We start from the raw sequence: 25,864 nt of genomic DNA on the forward strand, positions 1-25,864 counted from the left end.
TTTACACCCTCTTCTTTGTTAATTTAAGTAATACTTTGCTCAAGCTTTCTTCCGTAAGATCCTCTGCATCAGCAAAATCTGATACCGTAAAAGCAGACTCTGTTGTTGGTTTATTTATAAGTTGACGAAGATGCCTCAACATACCATCTGCTATCACTTGAATTTTTAATTTAGAAAACTGTTCCCTACTATACATCCAAATAAAATGTAACTTTTCATCTTTCACCATTCCGATAACATCAATTAGATGAGATGGTTTGGAATCTGGAGCATGATCTAAAAATGTAAATCCTGTCTCTTGCATAAACAAAGAGTCCCTTGAAAACACCTGATCAAATTGGCCCAAATAGTTAAAGCTTATTGAAGGCTTTTGCTGATAAAACGGAAGTAATCCTTTATTCAAGTAACGTAAAATACCATAGTCAACTCCGCGATTTGGGATTCGACGCAATTGCTCTTTGACTGCCTTTAACCCTTCAATAGGTGTCTGAGTTCCTTGAAAATTGAGATGAACGGGATAAATACTCGTGAACCAGCCCACTGTCCTTGATAAATCAATACCTTCAATCATCTCTTCTCTCCCGTGTCCTTCTAGATGAATAGAAACGGTTTGCTGATTTGTACAATCGACGATAGCTTGTCCTAATGCCGTTAATAGTACCTCATCAATCCTTGTCTTATGAGTGACTAGAACTTCGTGAAACAATGCTTGTGTTTCTTCTATTCCTAAAGTCCCCGTCACTTGATCAATCGATTCTTCTGTCGTTTCTTGTATTGGATAGTCCATTGGAATTTTCATCGTTTCTTTTTCTACTTGTTCATTCCAATAATCCTTTACTTCTTTTGAAATACCCGAATCACTGTATGTCTGAAGTCGTTCAGACCATTCTTTAAAAGATGTACTTTTCGCAGGTAAGCGAATTTCTTGACCTTGTTTCATCTGGTTATATACCACCTGTAAATCTTCCAATAGAATCCTCCATGACACTCCATCTACTACTAAATGATGTATCACCCAGAATATTCGATCATTTTCAGTCAAGTTATCTTCAAAGTACACTACTTTCATTAACGGACCAGTAATTAAATTGAAACTAGCTTGATGAATATTCATCTCTTCTTGTATTATTTTATTCCACTCTTTTTCATTAACTTGATTCCGTTTTACAACATGGAGTACTGACAGCTCATCAGCCCCTTCATTTCTCTGCCTCCACGTTCCGTTTGGTAACTGTTCGTACCGGAAACGTAAAGCATCATGATGTTTCAGTAAATTTAATATCGCTCCCTCTAGTAATTTCACATCCAATCTTTCTTTTACTCTTAAAAGCATTGATTGATTCCAATGCTCTGTATGTGGATGTTCTTGCTCGAAGAACCAGCGCTGAATTGGAGTAAGAGGCACATCACCTATCACAATTCCCTGCTCCGCTTGTACTCCCTGCGTTTCTATAGCCACTTGTGCCAGCTCAGCGATAGTTGGGCATTCAAACATTTGCTTTGGAGTAAGTTTTAACCCCACTTGACTTGCTTGAGATATGATTTGAATACTGAGAATCGAGTCGCCACCAATTTCAAAGAAATTATCATAGATTCCCACCTTTTTAACACCTAATACTCTCTTCCAAATGGTAGTTAGTATCTGTTCGTTACTATTCCGAGGGCCAACACATTCACTATTAATCTGCGTTTCCTCCGGCATAGGTAAGGCCTCACGATCAACTTTACCGTTAGCTGTAAGTGGAATAGCTTCCATCGCCACAAATCCCGAAGGAACCATATAACTTGGTAGTTTCGCTTTAAGATACTCTCTCCACGCATCTACATTTCCATCTCCTACAACATATGCTACTAATCGTTTATCGCCTGGCTGATCTTCTCTTACAATTACAACTACCTCTTTTACATATGCATATGTATGTAAAGTAGACTCAATTTCCCCAATCTCAATTCGGAAACCACGTATTTTAACCTGATGATCAATTCTTCCACGATAATCTAGATTCCCATCTGGCAAATACCTCGCTAAGTCTCCTGTCCGGTATAATCTTGCTTTCAGATCACTACTAAATGGATGAGATATAAAACGCTCTGCTGTTAATTCAGGTCTATTTAAATACCCACGTGCAAGCCCTGCCCCGCCAATATAAAGTTCACCATCAACACCTATAGGAACAGGTTGTTGATAAGCGTCTAGTATATACACTTCTAAATCGGGAATCCGCTTTCCAATATTACTTCTTGAAGCCTGCTGCACATCATCTAAAGTAATTGGATAATATGTAACATGAACTGTAGTTTCTGTAATTCCATACATATTAATTAACTGTGGGTTTTTCTCCCCATACCTTTGAAACCACGGTAACAAGCTAGTAGGTTCTAACGCTTCTCCGCCAAATATGACATAACGCAGCTGCAAATTTTTATTCTCATCTTCTTGTTCACACACTTGTATTAATTGTCGAAATGCGGAAGGTGTCTGATTTAGAACTGTGACTTCTTCCTCCACCAATAATTGATAAAAATCCTTAGGTGATCGACTAATCCAGTACGGAACAACAACTAATTTTCCACCATATAATAATGCTCCCCAAATTTCCCATACTGAGAAATCAAATGCATACGAATGAAAAAGCGTCCAAGTATCTTTTTCATTAAACTGATACCAACAATCCGTCGATTTAAATAACCGAATGACATTGTGATGCTCTATCATAACGCCCTTTGGATTTCCCGTTGATCCCGAAGTATAGATTACATATGCCAGATTTTGGGGACCGACACCAGAAACCGGCAAAGTCTTACTTTCTTTCCCAATCTCATCTTGATCACGATCCAGGCAAATCGACTCAACATTTTCTGGTAACCAGTTCAATTCTTTTAAACTTTCTTGCGTTACGAATAACTGAATGCTAGCATCTTCTAAAATATATTGAAGTCGTTGCTCTGGATATGTTGGATCAAGTGGGACATAAGCCCCACCAGCCTTCAAAATCCCTAAAATACCTACAATCATCTCGTGGGAACGTTCAACGCACAGTCCAACTAAAGTATCAGGTCCTACTCCTTTTTTCTGCAGATAATGAGCTAACTGGTTTGCACGTTCATTAAGTTCCTTATAAGTAATTTTTTCTTTTTCATACGTAACTGCAATAGCATTTGGATAAATCATCGCTTGCCGTTCGAACATTTCATGAATAGTTACTTGAGGCGGGACATCCAGTTTAGGATTGTTGAACTCAACTAAACTTTTTCTTTTATCCTCCTCAGAAATGATTTCTATTTCAGCCACCTTCTGCTTTGGGTTTTCAAAAATATTTTCCAGTATCACTAGCATAACGTTAAAGAATCGTTCTATCTCTTCCTTAGAAAATAGCTCCTCACGATAATCAATATGTACATGTAAAGAGTCTATATCAATTAGATTTTCAATATGCACTGCAAAATCTTGTACTTCTTCACGGTTTGGAATCCATAGTGAGTCACCACTTTCATCACGATCCCTATAATCAATCGTAGTTCCGAAAAGTCTCACATTACTGTTATTCTCTTTATTAATCTGCTTTAATAACAAATCAAATGGATATTTCTGGTGTCTTAATGATTTACTTTGTTTTCTGGACACCCTACTAATAAATGAAAGTACTTCTTCTTCTGAATCAATATCCATTCTTAAAGGAACTGTACTCACCATCATTCCAATCAATTTTCGTTCCATTTTAGTCATACGGTTGCCGTAAGCCATTCCTAAACCAATATCAAGCGATGAGGTCCACCGATACATGGACAACGAGAAAGCAGCAACAAAAAGGGTGTATAAACTAAATTTGTAATCTTCAGAAAATTTTTCTATCTTTCTCTTCAAATGCTCCGTTAATATAAACGTCTCACGTGATGCTTTGGTACTAACTTGGTACGTATTATAAGGCTTCAATCCAGTCACAGATGGCAGTGTTTTAAATTCCTCTAGCCAAAATTTTTGATCTTTTTGAAAGCGACTACTATTCAAGTATGTTTGTTCATTGGTCAGAAATTGAACATATGAATTTTTAATTTCGCCTTCCTCATTCTCGTTATGCATGTCATAATAATATTTTGCAATCTGCTCAGTAAATATTTGAATTGATAAACCATCCATAATAATATGATGAACATTTCCAAAGACTGCACATTCATTATCGTTTAATTTTATTAAAGCGAAATAGTATAAATTTGAATTAAATAATGTAAACGTTTCTTTTGTTTTCTGCTCAATCCATTCCTCAAGCAAATTTGTATTCTCCACATTACTGAAATCAAAAAACTCAAATTCTTGTTCTTCATGTTTAGTAAAATATTGTTTCGGTTCTTGATGCCCATTTTCTTTTAACCTAATGCACAGACCGTCATTTTCACTGATAACGCGATTCACAACTTGGTTTAAATTTGAATAGTTCATTTTTCGATGAAGTTTAAATAAAAATCTTAAATTACATATTCCTTTATCAGAATGAACAACTTCTGTATACCATATTCTTCGCTGCGGGTGGCTTAATGGATAACATTCCTCATTGGTCATAAAAATCTTCCCTTCAAAAATTATTTGCTCTTATAGGTTCGTGTTTATGTTTAGCCCATAAATATTTCTGCAGTGAAACTCCAATTACTCCAATAATAACAAGCCCAATCCCTCCATAAACATAGAGTTGAGTTACTCCAAATAAATGCACTAATGGGCCACTCATAGCAGGGGAAATAATTAAAACTGCGTTTGTTAAACTGCTTTGTATACCAAATACTCTTCCTACTTGATCTTGATCGGATTCTATTTGTAATATGACTTGATTAGATACAAGCATCAGCCCACTTCCAATACCAGCGATAAAACTAATTAAATAGGCTAAAACGAAGACCGTACCGGGCGTTATCAAACCAATCCCCCCAAAACCAATTCCCATTAAAACCATACCTCCACATACTACCCAGCCATATTGAAATTGTTTTAATTTCTGAGTTAGTAATGCACCAAGTATTCCGCCAAGACCAATAATAGAAATGATATATCCCATTTTACTTTTATCATGTGGGAATAAGCTCTTAAATAAAGTTGGGAATTGTGAGTCTACTAATTGTAATACTGCCATGGCTATTGTAACGAAAATCATGGTTGATAATATTATCCGATTAGATAACACATAACCCCACCCTTGTACCCAAGCGGTCCAAGTACTTTGTTTTTGCTTTTCAACAAATTCTTTCGATATAGTTTCTTTAAATTTTATTGTGGGTATGAGAACTAAGGTAGCTAATAAACAACTTATAGCTCTTATAATGAGGCAGAACTCTGGTTGAAACCAACTCAGCAACATGCCCCCTATAAGTGGGCCTACTATCTTTGTACCCTGCTCTACTATTCCGTTGATACTTACTGCTTTAGTAAGCAAGTCCGGGGATACAATCTGTCTTGTTAGTGTTTGCTGTGCAGGATAATAGAAAACAATAAAAATGGAACGAATCATTAATGCCACTAAGAGCCAGTGGATATCTTGTACAAATAAAAGAGCAATTGTTATTAAACCAACCATTAGATTACAGAACATCATAATTGGAATTTTTCTAAAACGATCTGCAATAACACCTGCCCATGAGCCAAAAATAATTCCAGGAAGTGCATATGCAACAGGAATCAATCCAATCATAGTAGGATCTACTTCCCATTCAAACCCAACTATAGTCATAATCGCTAACATATCAATAAAAACACCAAGCATAAGCAATGAATAGGCAGAGAAAACTTGTAAATAAACCCTATTTCCTAATAGGCCTTTTGAATCAGTAGTTTTCATAAAAGCAAGCTCCTTAGGTTACTAATATAAACGCTTTTGCGTATAAGGTACCTCTTTATTAAACTTAATTAATCATTATTGACATCTCACCTAGAATTTAACTTCGTCAAAACTCAAACCACTCTTGTTTTTCATATATTTAAAATAGTCAGACAAACGAAAGCGTACCTATTTCTTCATTTTTATATCAACTGTTACAAAATATATCTTTACCTTACACTAATAACAGCTAAACGTTTCCTTAATATAACCCTTTACAGTCGTTTGCACATTCAATTCACATCCTTTTTAAAGTTGGCTTTTTTCTATCTCAAATACTATCACACAAATATTTCACCTACTATATTCATAAAGTTGAAATATTTGAATCAGAAAATTCGGATAAAAAACTAAATCCACAAATCATACCAAACAATTATTTAGTTATATTGTCATTTTATAGATAGCTTTAGCCATAAGGATATCAAGAATTAAGTTTTTTAATTTTATTAACATAATAGTTTATAGAGACTATAAATCCTACTAAACAAAAAAATAAATATACAATAAAGTATATTTATTTTTTCTTATCCTACATATTTTCTATGCAAATTAATTCCAATAACTAAAGTTGATAATAAAAATATAATATTACCAATCACTAATGTACTCATAACAAGAATTGAATAATATAGTATTAATACTTCTGCACCTACTACCTATTTTATTTATTGGATATTTATACTTCAAAAAAAATTACACATCATTTACAATTAGGATACATACCCAAAATATCATTTGAACATGTTATTATATTTTAAGATAATATAAAATCAGTTTTTCTATAAGAGAACTTAATTTTTATGTAGTACGAAATTGTTAGTAATACAGTATATACTAATTTAGTTATAAAAACATTTAAAGACCACCTATTTCCATAAGTGATCTTTCTTTGTGATTCTGTATTTGTGCACTACTGTAGAAATATATCGTAGAAACGCTTTGTTTGCTAAATGTTTAGTTCTTTCCATTTACTAAAAAACATAGCTTCATACACTTAATATCATATTCGTTACATTGCAAACTATTATTTTGTCTTCTGTACAGGCAAACTACTAAAAATCAATTCAGCAACTTTTACATATCCTTTTGAGTTTGGATGAATTAAATCCTTAGACCAAAGCGTATTGTCATTAACTAAATGATGATTCCAAAAATCAACATGATGAAGCTTATACTCTCTGCTCAGTGAATGTATAACTTCATTTGCCTCTAATAATTGTTCTTTTATTTCTTGTTTTTTTTCAGAAGCAAAAGGAAGCCTAACTGTAAAATCAGGAAGGTTTGCTATAATAATATCAGCCCCTGCTTTACTTAATGTATCTATCATAAATTCCATATCGTTCTTATATACATCATGATTCCAACGTCCTTTTAAAACATCGTTTGCCCCTGCAATGAGACTAACCAAATCTGGATTAAAAGTTAACGCCTTTTCCAATTGCTGCAAGCGAATTTCTTCAGTTACTAACCCACGCTTTGCAAAATTGGCATATTCTATATCTTTTTCACACAGTTGAACAAAATGATCTACCCAGCTTTTTAATGCAATTCCCTCAACTTCATCCCCTATCCCCTCTGTAAAACTATCACCAATTGCTACAAATCGCTTCCACATATGTATTCCCCCTTTATTTTTAAACATATCTATACTATACAATAGCTCACACCGTAATTGTTATTTCTAAGTGGTTTTCGATTTCAATTATATTCCACTTTACTATATTTACATTTAGAATCCAAAATTGACCGATTCCCAAGTATACTAAGGAATCGGTCATATTCGTATATTTACTAAAGAAATAAAATCCCTCTAGGACTTATACTTTTTTCAAAAAATTTGTTGTTCTTTGTTTTGCCCAGTTGATACATTTCTTTTCGATTACATGATACGAAACTATAGAAAAAAGTAGTGTCATTGCAATGCACAAAGTAAGAAGAAAAAATTACACCCTGACATTCCAAGCTATCCACATAAGAATCTATAGTGCTTTGAAACCTTTTGTTTCAAACTAATATTTAGTTGTATCCTATAAAATTAGCTTTTTACTATATCAATCGTACGATCCCACATACCACTAAAAAAAGATCCTGTTTTACGTATAAAACGTGTAAGCCAATTTGCTTGTTCCACATCAGATTTTGTTACAAGGTCTATTTGTAATGAATTACCTGATAAGAACCCAGGATCTGTATTATCTTTAGACGAGATAATCATTTTACTAATTGTTACACCTTTTTTAATAGGCGCTTCTTGTTCCGTATTCGATACTTTAAATTCTTTTTTATAAATGTCTTTATTGCCGTTCGGCATTGGAAGTGAAACAGCTTGCTTCGTTTGAACTACTACATCTTTGTCTTTTGCATTTGCCACTCGAACTGTTTCATGTCCTTTTATTACTGAATCTTTTCCGTAGACATTCTTCACTTCAAAATTCGCAAATCCATAATCGTATAATTTCTTTGTTTCATCAAAACGTGCCGTATGAGATTTTGCTTTTATCACTACAGAAATTAGGCGCATACCATTTCTTTCTACTGTACCAGTGAAACAATCTCCCGCTTCTGGAGTCGTTCCTGTTTTCAAACCATCTACACCTTCATATTGCTTAATTAAACCTTTTAACATCCAGTTAAAGTTCGCCATATCAATTGGATATTTACCACCCTCTTGGAATGTTTTTTTAGGAATTTTTGCTGTATTTAATATTTGGGGAAAATCTTGAATAAGACGTTGTGCTAAAATTGCACAATCCCTTGCAGACATTTTATTTTTCTCGTCTAGAGTTGTCCCTTCTAGGTGATATCCTTTTAAATCTTGATTTGTTAAGCCGGTAGAGTTTACAAACTTATAGTCTTTCATACCAAACTCTTTTGACTTATCGTTCATCATTTTTACAAAATTGACCTCTTTACCAGCAATCTGTTCAACTAAAGCAATTGTTGCACCATTTGCAGAGTAAATTGCCATTGCCTCATATAACTCTTTTACCGTATAAGAGCCACCATTTTCTAATGGAACATTTGATAGTGAACGATCTTGCGAAATCTTATGTGCATATTCAGAGATTTTAACTTTTTGATCCCATTTAAGTTTTCCTTTATCCACCGCTTCATGAACTAAGTATTCGCTCATCATTTTTGTCATACTAGCAATTGCCAATGATTCATCTGCATTTTTTTCATATAAAATTTTTCCAGAATTTTCTTCTATTAAAATTGCTGACCCTGCTTCAACGTCTATAGCAGGATCTGTTTCCGCTGCTGCTTTTCCAATTGTAACGACCATGCTACAAAATATTGTAAGCACTGTTACTATTGCAATAACTCTATTGCAAAACATACCTTTCACTTCTGTTACCTCCAATTTCTTTGTACTTAAAAAAAGCGTTATTCTAACATAATCCCGCAAAAAAATAGAAAGTGTTCTCAAATTGTATATACATATAAAACGTTAGAATCGCTTTCATATAGACCATCTCATCCGACATTTTCAGGTGCGCTAATACTTTGTATTCCCACACATATCCTTATTTTTAATCCCCTTATATTTTTCAAAATGATTCACACTTTCATATTTTTTTAGGATTACAGTTAATAGACAATCTAAATAATACATTTGTTCCACATTTACAAAAAATAAAAACTACACCCTATACTGGATGTAGTTTTTCTAACTGATTTATTTATTTTTCACTTCATTTTTATAAAAAGCAAATAATGGTTCGATGGATGGACTAGATAACAGCGGAATTGCCTTCTCAATCAATTTCCTATCCCAATCAAACCAACGCATTTCCATTAACATGTTTATTTCTGTATCAGTGAATCGTTTCTTTATTTCCTTAGCAGGATTTCCACCAACTATTGTATACGGCGGAACATCTTTACTTACGACTGATCCTGCAGCAACAATTGCACCTTCACCAATAGTAACGCCAGGCATTATTATAGCATTCATTCCAATCCAAGCATCACTTTTAATGACTGTATCTCCCTTAGGTTCATATGATTGTTTAATTTGCTCAGCGAATGGATATACTGTAATCCATTCTGAGTGATGATTATGATTACCACCCATTAAAATGACTACCCCGCTTGCTATGCAAACATAATTCCCAATAATGAGTTTGTCAAGGTGCCATCCCATCTGTTCAATTGGATTGAACAGTGCTTGGGACTTAGCATCTCCCCACAAATACCTTACACAGCCATCTTCAAAATTTTGATGACTATAATAGCCTGAATAATAGGAGTACTCTCCTACTTCAATGAGTGGATTTGTTACTATATCTTTTATATACTTTGTTTCTGACCAATGATTAAATAATGGATGCTTCATAACTTTATTCCTCGCTTCTAAGTATTATATATATTGCTATTTACTTAGAAGCTTACTACGACTGCTACATTTTTTAGCTTTCTCAAACGACGAATCATTATCTTCAAGCCTTTCTTTTATACTATAAAAAAGCATAACGCAATACATTACACTAGTCAAATTGTGTAATTTTGAACACATCTTAAACAGCGTAATACTGCAATAGGAACATGAAAACACTCTAACTTTGATACAAATAATATATTGATTACATTTAGTTCATATTTTGTAAAAAAATCTTAATTGCCATGACAAAGCAAACAATAACCACTATTGGTCGTATTAATGCCGTCCCTTTTGTAAGCACCATCTTCGCCCCAATATATGATCCTATTATTTGACCAAGCATCATAATCAATCCAATTGTCCAATCGATTTGGCCAAAAATAATAAAATACAACAAAGCAGCGAAATTACTTGTAAAGTTCAAAATCTTAGCATTTGCAGTCGCCCGTGTAGCACTATATCCACATAAAAGAATGAATGCTAAAGCAATTAAACTACCTGTTCCTGGGCCGAAGAAACCATCATAAAATCCCAGTAACGGAGCCACTGTTAACGCAAACAACAACATACTTATTTTTCTCGGTCGATCTTCGTTTGCTATATTTGGAGATAATAGAAAATAAATGCCAATAAAAACAAGTAAAAAAGGTAATATCATAATTAGATATTCTGCTCGTATCTGTAAAACAAGCCATCCACCGAAAACTGATCCAAAAAAGGTCATTAAGATGGACAAACGCATTTCTTTAAGATTAATTTCTTTCTTCTTAATAAAAAACACTGTTGCCATGAGAGTTCCGCTACTCCCTTGCAGTTTATTAGTTGCTATCGCTACAGAAGGAGACATACCTACTAATAACATTATCGGGATAGTTATCATACCACCGCCTCCAGCAATCGTATCTATCCATCCTGCTAATACAGCTACTAAAAATAGTAGTATGAGTAATTCAATAGTAAAATCCATACAAAGAATATGGGAAGGCTTGAGCTATTATACCCCAAACCTCCCCATCTTCCCTCCTCTCTTTAAACTAGTTAATTAAATCTTTAAAGTAACTTTCTTTCTGATCACGTAATCGGCTGGAAACGTATTGCCTGCAAACAATTCTTCTTCCGTATTTATTATTTCCAATCGGGATTTTATATTCTTCCTCAGATAACCTTTCTCTACCATGAGTTACATTTGTTTGTTTACCATAGTATGAATTTGGGATAATTAATAAATCTTCAGATGTAAGTGGAACCTTATAAGTAGGCGTTGTTCGTAAGAGTTCTAAAAACATGTCAAATTTCAATTTTTCTTCTTCACTTTCTCCTACATAAATCAATCTATTCTCTGCTCCATTTAAACAAGTTGCAATAATATCACCATTATCATCTAAAAATATAATTTGGTTTATTTCCCCTACAAATCCCGATATTTCACCATCAGCCATTCCTGCGATATGAGCAATAGGCATTTTACTTATCGCCAATATGTCATCTTTACTGAAGAAATTTTCTTCAAGATGCTTTTGAAGTAATTTTGGCGTTCCAATATGAGTTTGAGTTTTTAAATTTAACACTCCTTTTAATAAAAGAGCATCAACTCTAGTAAATTTGCCACAAGTAATTTCAGACACTATTCGTTCCACGGATTTATTAAGTCTATTTGATACAATTTTTAAATTTGTATTGAATGTATTCAATCTCGCTTCAATATCTGACTGGTCTTTCATACCTGTATACACTGTGGCATCGTTATGTTGATAAAAATTCCCGCCACCGGTGCTTGCACCGACATTTCGCAAAACTTCATCGTTATTTAAAGGGGAAATGAGATGAAATCTATTTTTCCCTGCATGTTCGGATGGGTGAATTAAAGCATCATAATTAAAAAGTGTGGCAAAAAGCCAGGTGACCCATTCTGCATAAAAATATTTTTTCATTCTATCGTGTTCGTCTTCACCATAATTAAAACCTCTGCGATTTTCCCCAGGTAATAGTGTTTCTATAGGATCACATGGAGTATTTTTAATAAGAATAGGCGGTACGTTCCCACCACAATTCGCTATTTTTATCATATGTAGTAGATTTTTCATGTCTGAATTCGGAGTTTTCTTTGAATAGTCAATCAAACAATTAAGCCACTCTTTTGAAAAATATGCTGCTATTTCTTGATCACAAGTATAAGGATTATGAGTTTTTAATTCATTTTCTATCAGATTCTTCATTTTATCCTTCAATAGATTCGGAATAGTAATTTCTTCAATTTCTGTAATCTGCAGTATTCCTTTATTCATTATAAAACCTCCGTTGTTTTATTTTTTACACCCTATCTTCTATTAAACAAACTATCCACTTCTTTTTTACTCCTTTACTTTTCGTTAGAGCTATTAGAATTACCGATTTACAAATAAAAAACATGGAGTATAAGAGATTTCTTCTTAGTTACATTTCCCCCACGAACCTCTATTGAATTGACAAATTTAATTTAAAAATCTGATTCATTTTCATACTTTACTTTCAAACTATGTTTATATGATTTTCAATTCAAGTAAGAGTATTTCATTTTCTAAAGTTTTCCTGATTTTAAAATCAGAATTATCAATACAACTATGTTAACACTAAAAATATAACACGAAACCAAAAAATGTAAATGAATAGTTTTTTTATAAAAAATAGTCAGACTATTTACAAGGTAATTCGTATTCCATTGAACCAACTACGGCCCCTCAATTTTATTGATAACAATAAAAAAGCCCCCTAAATGATAGAGGACTTTTTCCAAGTATATTCTATTTTAAAGTTCTTACTTACCTTTTACTTTAAAAGATATTGCTGTAACTTCTTTATTAACAGTTCCATCCCGTTTGGACTTACAATAATCTTCCCATTCGCTAACGAAATATTGCTGTCTGAAATATCTCCTGTAAGTGCACAAGCTCTTGGAGATTGATATTTTCGTAAAATAATCTGATCCTCTTCTATAAACATTTCAAGAGAATCTTTTTCTACAATTCCTAAACTCCGTCTTATTTCCATTGGAATAACAATACGCCCCATACTATCTGCTTTACGAGTAATTCCTCTTGATTTCATAAAATGCCACCCTTTATATTTATCTAATATTACGGTATTCATTTTAGCAATAAACAACAATTAGGAATAGTTCGTATTACAGTACTTTTTTTAGAAATAAATAACAATTAGGAATAGTTTATGTTAAAATTCTTTCTTGTTTATTCTTGATTTTTAATATATTTTTCCTTGATCATTTTTATATATTGTTTTCTTTCAGTTAGTTCAAATATAAATAATGCTTTTTTTATGTCTGTTAAACCAACTTCATTAGAGTGCTGAACTTTCAATAAAATTGCACCTTTTTCAAAAAACAATTCACCTAATAAGTATAAAGTATTCATATTTATGGCTAATTTTATGCCTATTTCACTATACTTTATTGCTTCTTCATATTGATTTGCAAGGTGTAAACATTTTGTTAACGTATGAATGAGTCTTAATTTGATTTCTTTTTCTCTAGGAAATTCTATCTTATTAAAATTAATTAAACTTTGTTTTAATATATTTATACTTTTCTCATACTCTTCATTTTCTGCATGTATTATAGCAATTGAATTCATTATGCTTATTTCTTTTTCTGATAAAAAGTTAGTACTACTTAAGGTTTGTTTTAGTGCTCTATTTAAAATGTCAAAAGCATTACTTGTTGCTCCATTTACATAATATATAGCAATCGCTTCATGCCATAATAGAAATTGTTTATCTTCTTTTGATTGGAAATTATCATCATTTTTCTCTTTTTTTACTATTTCGTAAAGCTCATTATATTGTTTTTGTTTTACACAATCTCTCATTACACATTTTACATTTTCAATATATTTTATTTTTTTATTTTTGGTTAGTGCGAATATATAATTTGGATCAATACCAAGTCTTTCAGATAATTGATACAACAATATGCTAGATGGATAAATAATACCTTTTTCTATCTTACTAATTTGACTTTGTGAACATATTCCATGACATAATTCAGATTGTGACATGTTTTTTTTCTTTCTAAGTTCTTTAATAATAATACCAAGATTGTAGAATTCCATCTTTCCTCCCTCAAATGTAACACTTTATGAGTATAAGAATATTTTCCAACTTTTAATGTAATGTAAAATTGATATAGTTACAATTACTAATTATATGGATTTATAGTTTCTTTTACAAACTTGTACCACAATACGAGAAATTATTAAAATATGGTTCACTAATAATCAATGTGCGTTTTATTCACCCCCACTGATTATTAGTCCATCCCAGGCAGGCGTTTACAGGGAGTCCGACTTCTTTGCCACATCTAGATTTTGAGGTGGGAGTCTTACTACCCGCAAATAGCCGGATTAAAATAAATATGATTTTTCACCTTTATTTCTTTTAATAGTTTCTTTTGATATTTATATAAATAATTTCGAAGGAGCGTATTTTATGAAAAGAATGTTGACCGAAAGAGAGTTAGAAGTGGCTATTTATGTAGCAAAAGGATATACAGATGCAGAAATTTCCCAAAAAATATATGTTACCCCTCGAAGAATTTCAGCGATAATTAATCATATTAAAGAAAAATGGCATATTAATTCTAGAGTGGAATTAGGTATTTTAGTTTATCATTATGGTTTTATAGATGCACCCTTATTTTCAAATAAAAAAATTCAGCTATGTAAAAAGGTTGTACAATAGATAGCGGAATATAACGAGTTTAAATTGCAAATAAAAATAGAAGAGCAGACAAACTTTTATTATTTGGTTTACTCCATCACTTTTTAAATTTCAGACATTAATATAAAAAGGTTAGAGAATTAACTTCTCTAACCTTTTTATATACACTATTAGGTTTCAAACAGTAAAGATGCCCTAATGCTACCATTGATCCTGTTCCCTATTCAACCTTGTATAAACAAAAAAAATCAGATATTACCACTATTCAAAACCAGTTACAATTCTCTCTTTCATTTTCTGTATTACTTCACTGCTCAATACTTTTTGACCAGCAGGAAGTTTTAATATGGCAGCGGCACCTTTACTAAGGTATATTTCTTGATCATTATTTTGATTTACTACCAATATTCCTTGCCCTTCAAATTCGAAATAACTAATATCTTTTGTTTCATTTGTATTATTTTTTATTGCTTTATATAATCCATATAAATCTTTACTTCTATTTTCTCCGCCCGTTCGAATCGGTTCAGTATCATTCGCAACAATTAGTCCTTCTGGCTGCTCACCCTTCATAATAAACCACAGCTTTTCATTTGTTGGTAATAGTAAATTCTTAAATTCAGAGCTATTTAAAATTTGCTGTGCTGGAATTGTTTCATAGATTGGTAACGAAAATGGAGATGTTGTTATTTTTTCAAAACTTAAATTTTCAGAAGAACTTCCCTTACTATATTGATAATCTTTTAATGCGATCGATTGTACTGATTCACTTTTATTTTTTGATGCATAACTAATTTTACTAGCGAAAATAATAACGGTCATTAAGCACATGCACAGTATCACAAGCTTAAGTAGTTTTCCCATTTATGAACCCCCGCTTTTAATATTATTAGTTTGCATGGATATTATAAACAGTTTCACTCCACCAAAAATTATTATTGTTATGGAACGTACTGAAATTATGATTATAATGATCACCATACCAAGGGTCCATGTATGTTATATAATCTGTTCCATTTGTCCCTTTATAAAATCCATCAAGTACTAGAAAGTGTCCGATGTTAGCTCCATTTTGCCACATAATGAGTGCAATCATCGGCTGATTACTATTAATTTGACTTTTGAACCAATCATAAGATTTTGCTCCAGAACTTATAGCTGAGCTAACACCATATCCCGATAATCCATATTGTATTTCACGTGAAGTTGCAGGATTATTATATGATCCACCCTTAACATACCTAACATACTGATCTTGTGAAGGAGTTTTCCCAAAATAATTTAAAACTGAAACCGAAGTGCCTGCCCAACACCAATTTGATCTTTCTTGTAATATGTTAGGTACAGATAATTTACGGTCTGTTGGTGTACTTGGGGGATTTCCATTAATATACGCTGACGTTACATATACTTTTTTTCCATCTTTAAAATAATAAAACCAACGATTATCTAAATTTCCTGTCCAGTAATCTTTAACCGCTTCACCATACTCCCATCCTTTAAAAGATACTTTTTTATTTCCGGGAATCACATCTACAATATTTGCATTCAAACTTTTTGCCTCTCTAACATTTACATTCAATGGAGCTGTTGTTCCTGAAAATTCAACTTCTTCTGCTATTATTTTCTGAACACCAATAAAACTAAATGTGAAAAACAATAAAAACATACAAACAATAAAATGCTTTCTTTCCTTCATTTCTCCACCCCTTCATTAGTACTAAAAAACATCAACAATTCATCCTTATTAATTGTTCAAGCTTAATATTACATACTAACGAAAAATGACTTCTCATAAAGTGAAACTTTAATCAGTAGTGGTTTTATTCATCCCCCACGATTATTAGTTGAACCAATCGGGCTGCCCGGCAAATAGCGGGATAAATTCCAATACAAAAAAGGAGCCTATAAATTTTTATAGGCTCCTTTTTATTTCGTCGTTATTACTTAGCTAATTCTTTCGTACCCTTCATTACATCAATGAAGAATCCCCAGTTATTCACTACAGAAGAGATACTGATATGTTCATCTGGAGTGTGGACGTTGAAAATGTCTGGTCCAAATGAAATTGCATCTAATTCAGGCATCTTTTGAACGAATGCGCTACACTCAATCCCCGCATGCACAGCGAAGATTTCAATTTCTTTATTGTATTTTTCTTGATGTACTTTTTCAAATAAATTACGAATTTGTGAGTTTGGATTGTATGGCCATTCTGGATACTCTGACTCTATTTCAAATGTAGCACCAACTAATTCAGCAATATATTTGATTTCTTCTGCAACATGTTGTTTTAAACTACTTACAGAACTTCGCACTTCGTTACGTAATTTAATTTCATCTTGCAACGTTTCAATAACGCCTAAATTTGTTGAGCTTTCTACAAGACCTTTAATATCCATGCTCATACTTTGAATACCATTCGGAATTAAGAATAATGATGAAATAAGCTGCTTTTGTGTCTCTTTAGCAAATACTTTTTCAACTGTTTCATCCAATTTTGTCAGTGTAACATGAACATCTGGATCAACAGCACGCATTTCTTCTTGTAATACACGTGTCCATGATTCTAGTTTTTCTTCTACTTGTCCTACATCTTCTGTACGAATTAAAATTGTAGCTACACTTTCACGCGGAATTGCATTCGTTTTTAATCCGCCGTGAACTTCACTTATGTAAAACTCCGTACGTGCTGATAAATCACGTAATACTCGTCCTAATACTTTGTTCGCATTACCGCGTTGTTTATCAATCTCCATACCAGAATGTCCGCCTTTTAGACCACCAACATATAGACGGTATGCATCCATATTCGCTGGCGCTTCATCCCAAATTACGGGAATTGTTTCAACAGCTTTCGCACCACCTGCACTACTTACAAGTAATTTATGATCTTCTTCAGAATCAATATTTATAAATATCTTTCCTTCAAAATGATTTGGATCAATAGCAAAAGCCCCGCCCATTGTCGTTTCTTCTTCAGTAGTGATAACGACTTCAAGTGCTGGATGCAGAATTTCTTTCGAATCTAATAAAGCTAATGCATACGCAACTGCAATACCATTATCAGCACCTAGAGTTGTTTGATTTGCATATAACATGTCCCCAATGATTCGTAATTCAATTGGATCTTTTTCAAAATCATGTACTGTTGCTTGATTTTTTTCGCAAACCATATCCATATGACCTTGAATAATAATAGCTGGTACATTTTCATAACCAGCTGTTGCTTCTTTTTTAATAATGACATTTAATGCTTCATCTTGAATGACTTCTAAGTCACGCTCTTTTGCAAAGCCCACTAAATAATCACTAATTTCCTTTTCATTACCTGATCCTCTAGGAATCTTTGAAATTTCTGCAAAATGATAAAATACAGGGTGCTTTGTTAATTGTTCTAAAGTAGAATACATTTTTCAAGCTCCTCTCAAAATGAAAAAATAGTATGTAAGTCTTTTATCATTATACCATGATTCATTATTTTACCTTTCTTTTAACTTTTATTGTTCATTTTATGTACAACACTCTTACAATATTGTAAGGGCGTTGTAAGCTATATCGATTTTTCTCATTTAATAATAGTCGTATACTTTTTAAAGAAACACATTAAAGGAGATAAAGAAAATGAAAAAGTTTTTAGCAATTATTACACTATGTTTATTATTTTTTAGTTTTACTATTGGCTGTGAGAGAGCGTCACTAAATAGAATTGGTAAGGATGTATATTACATGCAGATAAAAGGCGAAGGAACTATCGAAAAAGTAGATGGTAGAAACTTACGAAACTATACGCTGCCCGCATATGATGAAGATGGTGTCAAAAAACAAATTACATTTAGAAGTACAAAAAAAGAAAACAACCATAAATTAAATGAAGACGCGTTTTTACGCCTTTATGTAGATCAAGATGATAATAGCAAAAATGAAATATCATCAATTGAAGTAAAGTCCTATGAAGAGATTCAGAAAGCAGATTTACCTGAAAAAGTAAAAGATAAGTTTACTATTAAATAAAAAAACAAAAGAAAATGCTCTATGCATTTTCTTTTGTTTTTTTCACCTGTATATATTTTGAACTACTATTATTCATCAGTTTCTCTAACCGATTTATATTCTCCGTTAATGCACCTTTCACAAGAGAGAAATCTGTATTGGATTCTTCTTTTTTTTCTTTAAAAAACGAAGACTTTTGTACATTGACTTCAGCCATCTCTTCTCCCCCTTTTCAAAAAGATACAACCTTTTATTTATATTATATAGCAAATGTAAAAAGAGTGTACACTTATGATTTTCTTTTTAATTCTTCTTCTAATTCTTCTACTTGCTGCAACGTATCCCCTTTTATTAAAGAGAAATCTGTTGTATCTTCGTTATCTTCTTTAAAAAAATCATTGTCATAATCTTTTACCACTACAATCACCTCTACATGCTAGTGTAGGAATGATTGTCCAATTTTATTCAACTTTGTCGGATTTTGTTTTTAATTTATGTATAGAAGAAAAGGACAGAAAAAGATTCTGTCCTTATTTACTAAAATAACTATGATGTATTGTTAAATTATATACATTTTCAAAATCCCGATCTTGCAGGTTATTTTTCTTTCCATCAATAACAATGAAAACGTCACTTACTATTTTTGCTGGTATAACCCCGACATTTTCTACTTGCACCGCTTTCTGCTCATTCAATTGCTCCATATGTTCTAACGGAACGATAATACTAAATTGCGAGCGAATACCACGAAAGTTTGTATTTAATTCTTTCGCGGCTTCAAAAACAACAATTTTCGCGCCAATCTTTTCCCCGTATGAATCTAAAAATGCATTTAAGCTCTTTGTATATTCCTCTTCCGTATGCCATTCCATCGTACCGAATACTGCTGGATTAACATTTTGAATAATTGTCGTGTATATTTCTCCTCTCGCTTTAGATGCAATTAATGATCGTTTTATGGATTGAACTGTCTTGCCAATATCGCTAAATTTCGCACCCCATATTTCTGAAATATTAGGCGTTAAAATGAATGCAATATCTACAAAAATAACCATTGCAGTAAACATTAAAAGATTTTTCCAGAGGGTTAAATCGATTCCTTTTATCATGAAATACACGGTGACAGATATGATAAACAAACCATACCAAGTCTTTCTAATACGTTGCTTTTTCTCCTCGTACAACTCTTCATTTTTCCAATAAAAGAAAACAAGGACTACAAAGACAATCGCTAAAACAAATAAGCCAATTCGAATGTTAGAGATCATTAATCACATCACCCTCCATTCAAAAACTACTCACGATATCATTACATGCGCAAGCTGCTCTCTTTATGACAAAAGACGTGGACAAGCTTCTAAAATTAGCTACATCGCATATATATTAGAAGGTACCACGTCTTTTATCCTGCTATTTGTGGGCAGTAAGACCCCACTGATTAAAATTCCACTTTACCATGAGTCTATATTGTATATGTAGACAAGCATTCATTTCAAATTTTCGTATTAAAAAGAAATATGTTTCGGAATTTCCCCTTCAGGTACTTCTCCATCCATACTTAAATAATAATGACGAATCGGACGTAAGTTTTCGTCTAATTCATAAACAAGCGGAATGCTAGTTGGAATATTTAATGAAACTACACCATCACTTGAAAGGTTGTCTAAATATTTTACTAGCGAGCGAATTGTGTTACCGTGTGATGAAATAATTACTTTATTATCACTTTTTAATGTCGGCGCAATTTCTGAATGCCAATAAGCAAGTACTCTCTTCTCCGTATCCTCTAAACATTCAGTTAATGGAAATTCACCTTTTTTGAGTGTTTTATATCTTGGATCGGTCGCTTCATATCGAGGATCGTCTTCAGTAAGAGCCGGTGGTCTTACATCAACACTTCTTCTCCAAATATGAACTTGCTCCTCACCATATTTTTGAGCAGTTTCATCTTTATTCAACCCTTGCAATGCACCATAATGTCTTTCATTTAGCTTCCAAGATTTATGTATTGGGACCCAAGTAAGATCCATCTCATGAAGTACAATCCATAACGTCCGAATTGCGCGTTTTAATACAGATGTATAAGCCACATCAAAAGTATATCCGTTTTTCTTTAATATTGCTCCTGCTTCTCTCGCTTCACTTAATCCATTCTCTGATAGATCAACATCTGTCCATCCAGTAAAGCGATTTTCAAGATTCCATAAACTTTGTCCGTGACGAATAAGTACAAGTTTTATCATTATAATTCCCCTTTCGGAAATGTGAATTTTATTGTTCCATTACGTACACGTATAAAGTATCTAGTAATGTATCTTTTTATCCATTCACTCTATGACCAATCGATAGTTGCCAAATGTATGGATAAAATTTGTTCTTTTTCAAACGATAAAAACAGAAGCTTTTTCATTATTTTTGATCGACTGGTATTTCCCGTTTCGATATCCAAGCATCAAAACCTGATCGGCTATTTGCCATTTCATTCATAACTTGGTGCCAATTGTCCTCACATGATTCACCAAATTTTGAAAAAATAGCACCCATTTGTTGTCTTTGTACATCACTCAGTTTTTTCTCTAAATCTGTACCTTTTTCTGTTAAAGACAACTGTTTCACACGTCGATCATGCATAGCTTCATTACTCTCAATTAAGCCCTTTTCCACAAGTTGACGTAGCGGCCCGTGGAGAGCTTGTTTACTTATTTCTAATAGTGATAATAACTCATTTACACTTATCCCTGGAAAACGTGCGATAAAAAATAAAATTCGATGATGTACTCGTTGAATGCCATATTCTTTTATAATTTCATCTGGCTTTTCAGTAAATGTTTTATATGCAAAATAAAATAATGCTAATGCCTCATTCATCTGTTCTTCTTTATGTTGTGTCATCTACTTTCCCCCTGTATGTAAATTATACCACAATCTAGTAATGAATATTTTAATCAACGCATTAGAACTTGTTCAGTCTATTGAAACATTCATTGCATAATTAGGAGATGATTCATTTGAAAAAACAATATACTGTAAGTACATATTTATTGGATAGACTACACGAATTAGGAATTGAACATATATTTGGGGTTCCTGGTGATTATAATCTTGCCTTTTTAGATGATGTGGTAGCACATAAAAATTTAAAGTGGATTGGCAATTGTAATGAATTAAATGCTGCATATGCAGCAGATGGGTACGCTCGCATAAAAGGAATCGCCGCTCTTATTACTACTTTCGGTGTTGGAGAATTAAGCGCTATTAACGGTATTGCTGGCTCATATGCGGAAAACGTGCCAGTTATAAAAATTACAGGTACACCACCAACAAAAGTAATGGAAAATGGAGCAATCGTCCATCATACGTTAGGAGATGGAAAGTTCGATCACTTTTCCAATATGTATCGAGAAATCACTATAGCACAAACAAATGTAACACCTGAGCATGCTGCTGAGGAAATTGACCGTGTTTTACGTGCATGTTGGAATGAAAAACGCCCTGTTCATATTAATTTGCCGATTGATGTGTATAATAAACCAATTAATAAACCGACAGAACCTATTATAAATAAACCTATTTTAAGTAATAAAGAAGCATTAAATAAAATGCTTCTACATGCCATTTCAAAAATAAATAGTGCCAAAAAACCTGTTATTTTAGCTGATTTTGAAGTAGATCGATTTCATGCTAAAGAAAGTTTACATCAATTCGTAGAAAAAACTGGGTTTCCCATCGCGACGTTCAGTATGGGAAAAGGAATATTCCCAGAAAAACACCCTCAATTTATAGGTGTTTATACTGGTGATGTAAGTTCGCCGTACTTGCGAAAAAGAATTGATGAATCTGATTGTATTATTAGTATTGGTGTGAAGTTAACTGATACTATTACAGGCGGCTTCACACAAGGTTTTACAAAAGAACAAGTTATAGAAATCCATCCCTACACTGTGAAAATTATAGATAAAAAATACGGTCCAGTTGTAATGCAGGATGTTTTACAACATTTAAGTGATTCAATTGAGCATCGTAATAAAGATACCCTTGACGTTAAGCCATTTATTTTAGAATCATCACCTTTTACTGAAGAGTTCAATCCAAAAGCACAAATGGTCACACAAAAACGTTTTTGGCAGCAAATGTACCATTTCTTACAAGAAAACGACGTCTTAGTTGTAGAGCAAGGAACACCTTTCTTTGGTAGTGCCGCTATCCCTCTACCTAATAACACTGCATATGTAGGTCAACCGTTATGGGGATCTATCGGATATACACTGCCCGCTCTACTTGGTACACAGCTCGCCAATTTATCACGGCGCAACATTTTAATTATTGGTGATGGTTCTTTCCAAGTAACTGCCCAAGAGTTATCAACTATACTACGTCAAAATTTAAAACCGATTATATTTTTAATCAATAACAACGGATACACTGTTGAACGTGCCATTCACGGCCAAAACCAACTTTATAATGACATACAGATGTGGGATTACAATAAACTATCAATGGTATTTGGATCCGAAGAAAAAAGTCTAACATTTAAAGTAGAAAATGAAGCAGAATTAGCAGAAGTCTTAACAAATATAACTTTTAATAAGAATCAACTTATCTTTATTGAAGTTATAATGAGCCAAAGCGATCAACCTGAATTGTTAGCTAAACTCGGGAAAAGATTCGGTCAGCAAAATTCTTAATATAAAAGCATAACCTAATTATACAACTAGTAGTGTAAAACTTGTTTTGAGAATAGTTTCGACACTCAAAATACATAAGGAAAAGGATGGAAAGTACCATCCTTTTCTATTTTAAGAGCCTTCTTCGACTAACGCCCCGTGCGACAAGCAAAAATTCTTAATCCATCTTTAATTTTATAGCTTTTGTCGCAATAAATGTTTTAATATGCTTATCCAATATCCTTGTTCCACCAAAATCATCCTCATAAAAACCTGTTATAGCAAAACCAGCATCAATTTGGCCTTGGATTTGGTCTTCTAAAGTATGCGCATATTCTATTGTTTGATTTGAATCGATGTAATCTTGAACTTCATCCTGTGGTAAATAATCCAATGTTGATGAAGGAATTGAATGTTTAACATCCAGAATACCTTTTTGCTCTTGGTTATCATCAAAAATCCATAGTAACGGATTTGTAAATCCAGCAATAAGAACACCTTTATTCTTTAAAACCCTAGAAACTTCATTCCATACAAGATGAACATCTTTTACAAACAAATAAGCTACGCTTTTTCTTTTTTATTCAGCAAGAGTTAACTGCCAAGATACACCATACTTATCATTTAACCAGCCAAACTTTTTACTAAACGGATAGGAACCTAAAGGCATAAGAATTGCTCCATCCTGCGCTAGTTTATGAAAGACCGTATCAATTTCTTCTTCTGTCTCACAAGTTACATAAAGAGACATAGCTGGAGTGAATGTAAAATTATGATTTACATAACTATCAATACACATAAACTCTTGGCCATTTAGCGTAAAAGTTGCATGAATTACAGTTCCCTCTTTACCAGGTCCATTTTCATCGTAGCGAGAAATACTTACAATTTCCGATTGATCAAATAGCGACGTATAAAAATTCATTGCTTCCTCAGCTTTGCCTTCAAACATTAAAAACGTAGTAATTTTTTGATTTGTGTTACTCATATGGAGACAGCCCCTTGTTATGTATTTATGTAAAACATACGTCAACAAAACCAAACGTACGTTCCTTTTAATATATTGTCTATAAAAACGATGAGTTTGTCAATTATCTACTTTATTATTTCTTCTTAAATAATGCTGTCCAAAGAAATGATTCTCCAAACATTTCATTCGGTTGTTTCATTTGTTTCATCCTTCTAATCTCAATTACCTCAAATTCTTTAAATATCTCTCTTAACTTTTCTTCCGAGTATGCAAGACCACCTTGTAGACTCCACCCTCTATATACATCCCAATCTGTTATTTCTGATCCATTTCGCTCATCTAAATCGCCTGCCGCAAAACATGTTAATCCGAAATAACCACCCGATTTTAATGAGTTTTTAATTAAATCCACATAATTTATTCTTCTATGCGGTGGAATGTGATGCAAACAGCCCGAATCGTATACAAAATCAAACTCGTTTTGAACCTCTAAATTAAAAATTGAATCACAAATAAAATGAATTGCTACCTCTTTTGCCAATGCCCTTTCTTTAGCCCAATTAATGCCTTCTACAGATAAATCCACTGCTGTTACATCAAATCCTTGAGTCGCTAAATAAATGGCATTTCTACCTGGACCACATCCAAGTTCTAATACTTTCCCTTTTGAAACTCTCTCTTTTTTTATATACGAAACTAGATTCTCATCTGGAACATTTTCAAAAAATGGAACATCCTTTTCTCTATTCTCATAAAATTCATTCCAAAATGGTTCTGCAGGTCTTAATAATGAATCAAGCATTTTTAAAATGTCTTCTTGTGTGTGTAACGTTTCATTTTTCATTAATACCCCTCCACAAATTAATAGTCAGAAAATTATTATATATCTTTTTGAACTTTCAAACAAAGGAAAAACTCCTACTATTTGTATTGACTTACTTATCCTATACTTTGAAAATGAATCTATTAATACAGCGATGAATTGGAGTTCTACCGACCCAATAATTTTTTTACTGATATTAACAGCTTGGACCTTTATTGGTGGCCTTATAGGAATGAATACGCCAACTACTGCGAAAACAACGATTAGAAGTATAATTACAATCACACTTACATTGTTCTTACTTTTGTACTTAATATTAATAGTGTGTTTTTAGTATCTTTAATCGCATCGTAATTATTAAATTCATTTTTTTGATTTAAATAGAATAAAACTCAATATTCCGTTAATACTGTATATGACATTAGATTTTCTCCTTGTTCCCCCTTGGAGAAC

Annotated in this window: 22 protein-coding genes and 2 pseudogenes; 3 read left to right on the plus strand and 21 right to left on the minus strand. The window is 32.8% G+C overall.

The genetic code is table 11. The annotated features are described in order from the left end of the window. Window position 1 precedes the first annotated feature (1 nt). From HMPREF2590_RS24115 to HMPREF2590_RS24155, 10 genes and pseudogenes are all read right to left on the minus strand, one after another. Entirely contained in the window at window positions 2-4,558 is a 4,557-nt protein-coding gene (locus tag HMPREF2590_RS24115; protein ID WP_000180451.1) for a non-ribosomal peptide synthetase, read from the minus strand. Window positions 4,559-4,571: 13 nt separating this feature from the next. Next, window positions 4,572-5,825: an MFS transporter gene (locus HMPREF2590_RS24120; RefSeq protein ID WP_000858613.1), complete on the minus strand. Its 1,254-nt coding sequence runs from the start codon at window positions 5,823-5,825 to the stop codon at window positions 4,572-4,574. A gap of 1,066 nt (window positions 5,826-6,891) precedes the next feature. After that, window positions 6,892-7,482 (minus strand): SGNH/GDSL hydrolase family protein, encoded by a 591-nt coding sequence (locus HMPREF2590_RS24125; RefSeq protein WP_003313192.1) that lies wholly within the window; start codon window positions 7,480-7,482, stop codon window positions 6,892-6,894. 202 nt (window positions 7,483-7,684) lie between these two features. Next, window positions 7,685-7,810 (minus strand): annotated as a pseudogene (locus HMPREF2590_RS30140) (acyltransferase family protein); the annotation flags it as partial. A gap of 92 nt (window positions 7,811-7,902) precedes the next feature. Beyond that, a complete protein-coding gene (locus tag HMPREF2590_RS24130; protein ID WP_000677708.1) occupies window positions 7,903-9,216 on the minus strand; it encodes a D-alanyl-D-alanine carboxypeptidase family protein in 1,314 nt (437 codons plus the stop codon). A gap of 330 nt (window positions 9,217-9,546) precedes the next feature. Next, the gene (locus HMPREF2590_RS24135; RefSeq protein WP_000682538.1) at window positions 9,547-10,206 is read right to left on the minus strand and encodes a CatB-related O-acetyltransferase; all 660 of its coding nucleotides are present in this window, start codon (window positions 10,204-10,206) and stop codon (window positions 9,547-9,549) included. A 253-nt stretch (window positions 10,207-10,459) separates the two neighbouring features. Continuing rightward, window positions 10,460-11,218, minus strand: a complete 759-nt coding sequence (locus tag HMPREF2590_RS24140; protein WP_000347986.1) for a TSUP family transporter — start codon at window positions 11,216-11,218, stop codon at window positions 10,460-10,462. Between the two features lie 67 nt (window positions 11,219-11,285). Beyond that, complete coding sequence (locus HMPREF2590_RS24145) at window positions 11,286-12,536, minus strand: hypothetical protein (protein ID WP_001032369.1); 1,251 nt, start codon at window positions 12,534-12,536, stop codon at window positions 11,286-11,288. A 520-nt stretch (window positions 12,537-13,056) separates the two neighbouring features. Continuing rightward, window positions 13,057-13,335, minus strand: a complete 279-nt coding sequence (locus HMPREF2590_RS24150) for an AbrB/MazE/SpoVT family DNA-binding domain-containing protein (protein ID WP_000842216.1) — start codon at window positions 13,333-13,335, stop codon at window positions 13,057-13,059. A gap of 140 nt (window positions 13,336-13,475) precedes the next feature. Next, a complete protein-coding gene (locus HMPREF2590_RS24155; protein WP_000397983.1) occupies window positions 13,476-14,354 on the minus strand; it encodes a helix-turn-helix domain-containing protein in 879 nt (292 codons plus the stop codon). A 376-nt stretch (window positions 14,355-14,730) separates the two neighbouring features. Between HMPREF2590_RS24155 and HMPREF2590_RS24160 the strand changes: the two genes are divergently transcribed. Further along, complete coding sequence (locus HMPREF2590_RS24160) at window positions 14,731-14,982, plus strand: response regulator transcription factor (RefSeq protein WP_000827561.1); 252 nt, start codon at window positions 14,731-14,733, stop codon at window positions 14,980-14,982. A gap of 240 nt (window positions 14,983-15,222) precedes the next feature. On the opposite strand, the gene HMPREF2590_RS24165 is transcribed toward HMPREF2590_RS24160, so the two are convergent. From HMPREF2590_RS24165 to pepD, 3 genes are all read right to left on the minus strand, one after another. Next, window positions 15,223-15,825, minus strand: a complete 603-nt coding sequence (locus tag HMPREF2590_RS24165; protein WP_000517260.1) for a hypothetical protein — start codon at window positions 15,823-15,825, stop codon at window positions 15,223-15,225. 25 nt (window positions 15,826-15,850) lie between these two features. After that, a complete protein-coding gene (locus HMPREF2590_RS24170; RefSeq protein ID WP_000664542.1) occupies window positions 15,851-16,660 on the minus strand; it encodes a papain-like cysteine protease family protein in 810 nt (269 codons plus the stop codon). Window positions 16,661-16,904: 244 nt separating this feature from the next. Next, window positions 16,905-18,374 (minus strand): beta-Ala-His dipeptidase, encoded by a 1,470-nt coding sequence (gene pepD, locus HMPREF2590_RS24175; RefSeq protein ID WP_000287533.1) that lies wholly within the window; start codon window positions 18,372-18,374, stop codon window positions 16,905-16,907. 211 nt (window positions 18,375-18,585) lie between these two features. Between pepD and HMPREF2590_RS24180 the strand changes: the two genes are divergently transcribed. Next, entirely contained in the window at window positions 18,586-18,975 is a 390-nt protein-coding gene (locus tag HMPREF2590_RS24180) for a YxeA family protein (RefSeq protein WP_000713864.1), read from the plus strand. A gap of 19 nt (window positions 18,976-18,994) precedes the next feature. On the opposite strand, the gene spoIISB is transcribed toward HMPREF2590_RS24180, so the two are convergent. The 5 genes from spoIISB to HMPREF2590_RS24205 all read right to left on the minus strand — a co-directional run bounded on the left by spoIISB (window position 18,995) and on the right by HMPREF2590_RS24205 (window position 21,846). After that, on the minus strand, window positions 18,995-19,171 hold the full coding sequence (spoIISB, locus tag HMPREF2590_RS24185; RefSeq protein ID WP_000852627.1) for a stage II sporulation protein SB: 177 nt from the start codon (window positions 19,169-19,171) through the stop codon (window positions 18,995-18,997). 72 nt (window positions 19,172-19,243) lie between these two features. Continuing rightward, a complete protein-coding gene (locus HMPREF2590_RS24190; protein WP_000237818.1) occupies window positions 19,244-19,372 on the minus strand; it encodes a hypothetical protein in 129 nt (42 codons plus the stop codon). A gap of 112 nt (window positions 19,373-19,484) precedes the next feature. After that, window positions 19,485-20,222 carry a type II toxin-antitoxin system SpoIISA family toxin gene (locus HMPREF2590_RS24195; protein WP_000624979.1) on the minus strand — a complete coding sequence of 246 codons (738 nt, stop codon included), beginning with the start codon at window positions 20,220-20,222 and terminating at the stop codon, window positions 19,485-19,487. Between the two features lie 237 nt (window positions 20,223-20,459). Beyond that, the gene (gene gpmA / locus HMPREF2590_RS24200; RefSeq protein ID WP_000594151.1) at window positions 20,460-21,197 is read right to left on the minus strand and encodes a 2,3-diphosphoglycerate-dependent phosphoglycerate mutase; all 738 of its coding nucleotides are present in this window, start codon (window positions 21,195-21,197) and stop codon (window positions 20,460-20,462) included. 166 nt (window positions 21,198-21,363) lie between these two features. Next, entirely contained in the window at window positions 21,364-21,846 is a 483-nt protein-coding gene (locus HMPREF2590_RS24205; protein ID WP_000191888.1) for a MarR family winged helix-turn-helix transcriptional regulator, read from the minus strand. 107 nt (window positions 21,847-21,953) lie between these two features. Between HMPREF2590_RS24205 and HMPREF2590_RS24210 the strand changes: the two genes are divergently transcribed. After that, window positions 21,954-23,639, plus strand: coding sequence for an alpha-keto acid decarboxylase family protein (locus tag HMPREF2590_RS24210; protein ID WP_033689678.1), 1,686 nt, complete (start codon window positions 21,954-21,956; stop codon window positions 23,637-23,639). A 157-nt stretch (window positions 23,640-23,796) separates the two neighbouring features. On the opposite strand, the pseudogene HMPREF2590_RS24215 reads toward HMPREF2590_RS24210, so the two are convergent. The 3 genes and pseudogenes from HMPREF2590_RS24215 to HMPREF2590_RS24225 form a co-directional block, all read right to left on the minus strand. Then, a pseudogene (locus HMPREF2590_RS24215) lies at window positions 23,797-24,186 on the minus strand (SAM-dependent methyltransferase); the annotation flags it as partial. Window positions 24,187-24,198: 12 nt separating this feature from the next. Beyond that, complete coding sequence (locus HMPREF2590_RS24220; protein ID WP_000072493.1) at window positions 24,199-24,606, minus strand: VOC family protein; 408 nt, start codon at window positions 24,604-24,606, stop codon at window positions 24,199-24,201. Window positions 24,607-24,721: 115 nt separating this feature from the next. Then, complete coding sequence (locus tag HMPREF2590_RS24225) at window positions 24,722-25,432, minus strand: class I SAM-dependent methyltransferase (RefSeq protein ID WP_050821867.1); 711 nt, start codon at window positions 25,430-25,432, stop codon at window positions 24,722-24,724. Between the last annotated feature and the right edge of the window lie 432 nt (window positions 25,433-25,864).

It is taken from the genome of Bacillus sp. HMSC036E02 (assembly GCF_001836235.1).
GTDB lineage: Bacteria > Bacillota > Bacilli > Bacillales > Bacillaceae_G > Bacillus_A > Bacillus_A cereus.

Excerpts from the sequence above, each read along its gene's own strand:
- HMPREF2590_RS24115 (WP_000180451.1), bottom strand. The coding sequence starts at position 4,558 with ATGACCAATGAGGAATGTTATCCATTAAGCCACCCGCAGCGAAGAATA.
- HMPREF2590_RS24120 (WP_000858613.1), bottom strand. The coding sequence starts at position 5,825 with ATGAAAACTACTGATTCAAAAGGCCTATTAGGAAATAGGGTTTATTTA.
- HMPREF2590_RS24125 (WP_003313192.1), bottom strand. The coding sequence starts at position 7,482 with ATGTGGAAGCGATTTGTAGCAATTGGTGATAGTTTTACAGAGGGGATA.
- HMPREF2590_RS24135 (WP_000682538.1), bottom strand. The coding sequence starts at position 10,206 with ATGAAGCATCCATTATTTAATCATTGGTCAGAAACAAAGTATATAAAA.
- HMPREF2590_RS24140 (WP_000347986.1), bottom strand. The coding sequence starts at position 11,218 with ATGGATTTTACTATTGAATTACTCATACTACTATTTTTAGTAGCTGTA.
- HMPREF2590_RS24145 (WP_001032369.1), bottom strand. The coding sequence starts at position 12,536 with ATGAATAAAGGAATACTGCAGATTACAGAAATTGAAGAAATTACTATT.
- HMPREF2590_RS24150 (WP_000842216.1), bottom strand. The coding sequence starts at position 13,335 with ATGAAATCAAGAGGAATTACTCGTAAAGCAGATAGTATGGGGCGTATT.
- HMPREF2590_RS24155 (WP_000397983.1), bottom strand. The coding sequence starts at position 14,354 with ATGGAATTCTACAATCTTGGTATTATTATTAAAGAACTTAGAAAGAAA.
- HMPREF2590_RS24160 (WP_000827561.1), top strand. The coding sequence starts at position 14,731 with ATGAAAAGAATGTTGACCGAAAGAGAGTTAGAAGTGGCTATTTATGTA.
- HMPREF2590_RS24165 (WP_000517260.1), bottom strand. The coding sequence starts at position 15,825 with ATGGGAAAACTACTTAAGCTTGTGATACTGTGCATGTGCTTAATGACC.
- HMPREF2590_RS24170 (WP_000664542.1), bottom strand. The coding sequence starts at position 16,660 with ATGAAGGAAAGAAAGCATTTTATTGTTTGTATGTTTTTATTGTTTTTC.
- pepD (WP_000287533.1), bottom strand. The coding sequence starts at position 18,374 with ATGTATTCTACTTTAGAACAATTAACAAAGCACCCTGTATTTTATCAT.
- HMPREF2590_RS24180 (WP_000713864.1), top strand. The coding sequence starts at position 18,586 with ATGAAAAAGTTTTTAGCAATTATTACACTATGTTTATTATTTTTTAGT.
- spoIISB (WP_000852627.1), bottom strand. The coding sequence starts at position 19,171 with ATGGCTGAAGTCAATGTACAAAAGTCTTCGTTTTTTAAAGAAAAAAAA.
- HMPREF2590_RS24195 (WP_000624979.1), bottom strand. The coding sequence starts at position 20,222 with ATGATCTCTAACATTCGAATTGGCTTATTTGTTTTAGCGATTGTCTTT.
- gpmA (WP_000594151.1), bottom strand. The coding sequence starts at position 21,197 with ATGATAAAACTTGTACTTATTCGTCACGGACAAAGTTTATGGAATCTT.
- HMPREF2590_RS24205 (WP_000191888.1), bottom strand. The coding sequence starts at position 21,846 with ATGACACAACATAAAGAAGAACAGATGAATGAGGCATTAGCATTATTT.
- HMPREF2590_RS24210 (WP_033689678.1), top strand. The coding sequence starts at position 21,954 with ATGATTCATTTGAAAAAACAATATACTGTAAGTACATATTTATTGGAT.
- HMPREF2590_RS24220 (WP_000072493.1), bottom strand. The coding sequence starts at position 24,606 with ATGAGTAACACAAATCAAAAAATTACTACGTTTTTAATGTTTGAAGGC.
- HMPREF2590_RS24225 (WP_050821867.1), bottom strand. The coding sequence starts at position 25,432 with ATGAAAAATGAAACGTTACACACACAAGAAGACATTTTAAAAATGCTT.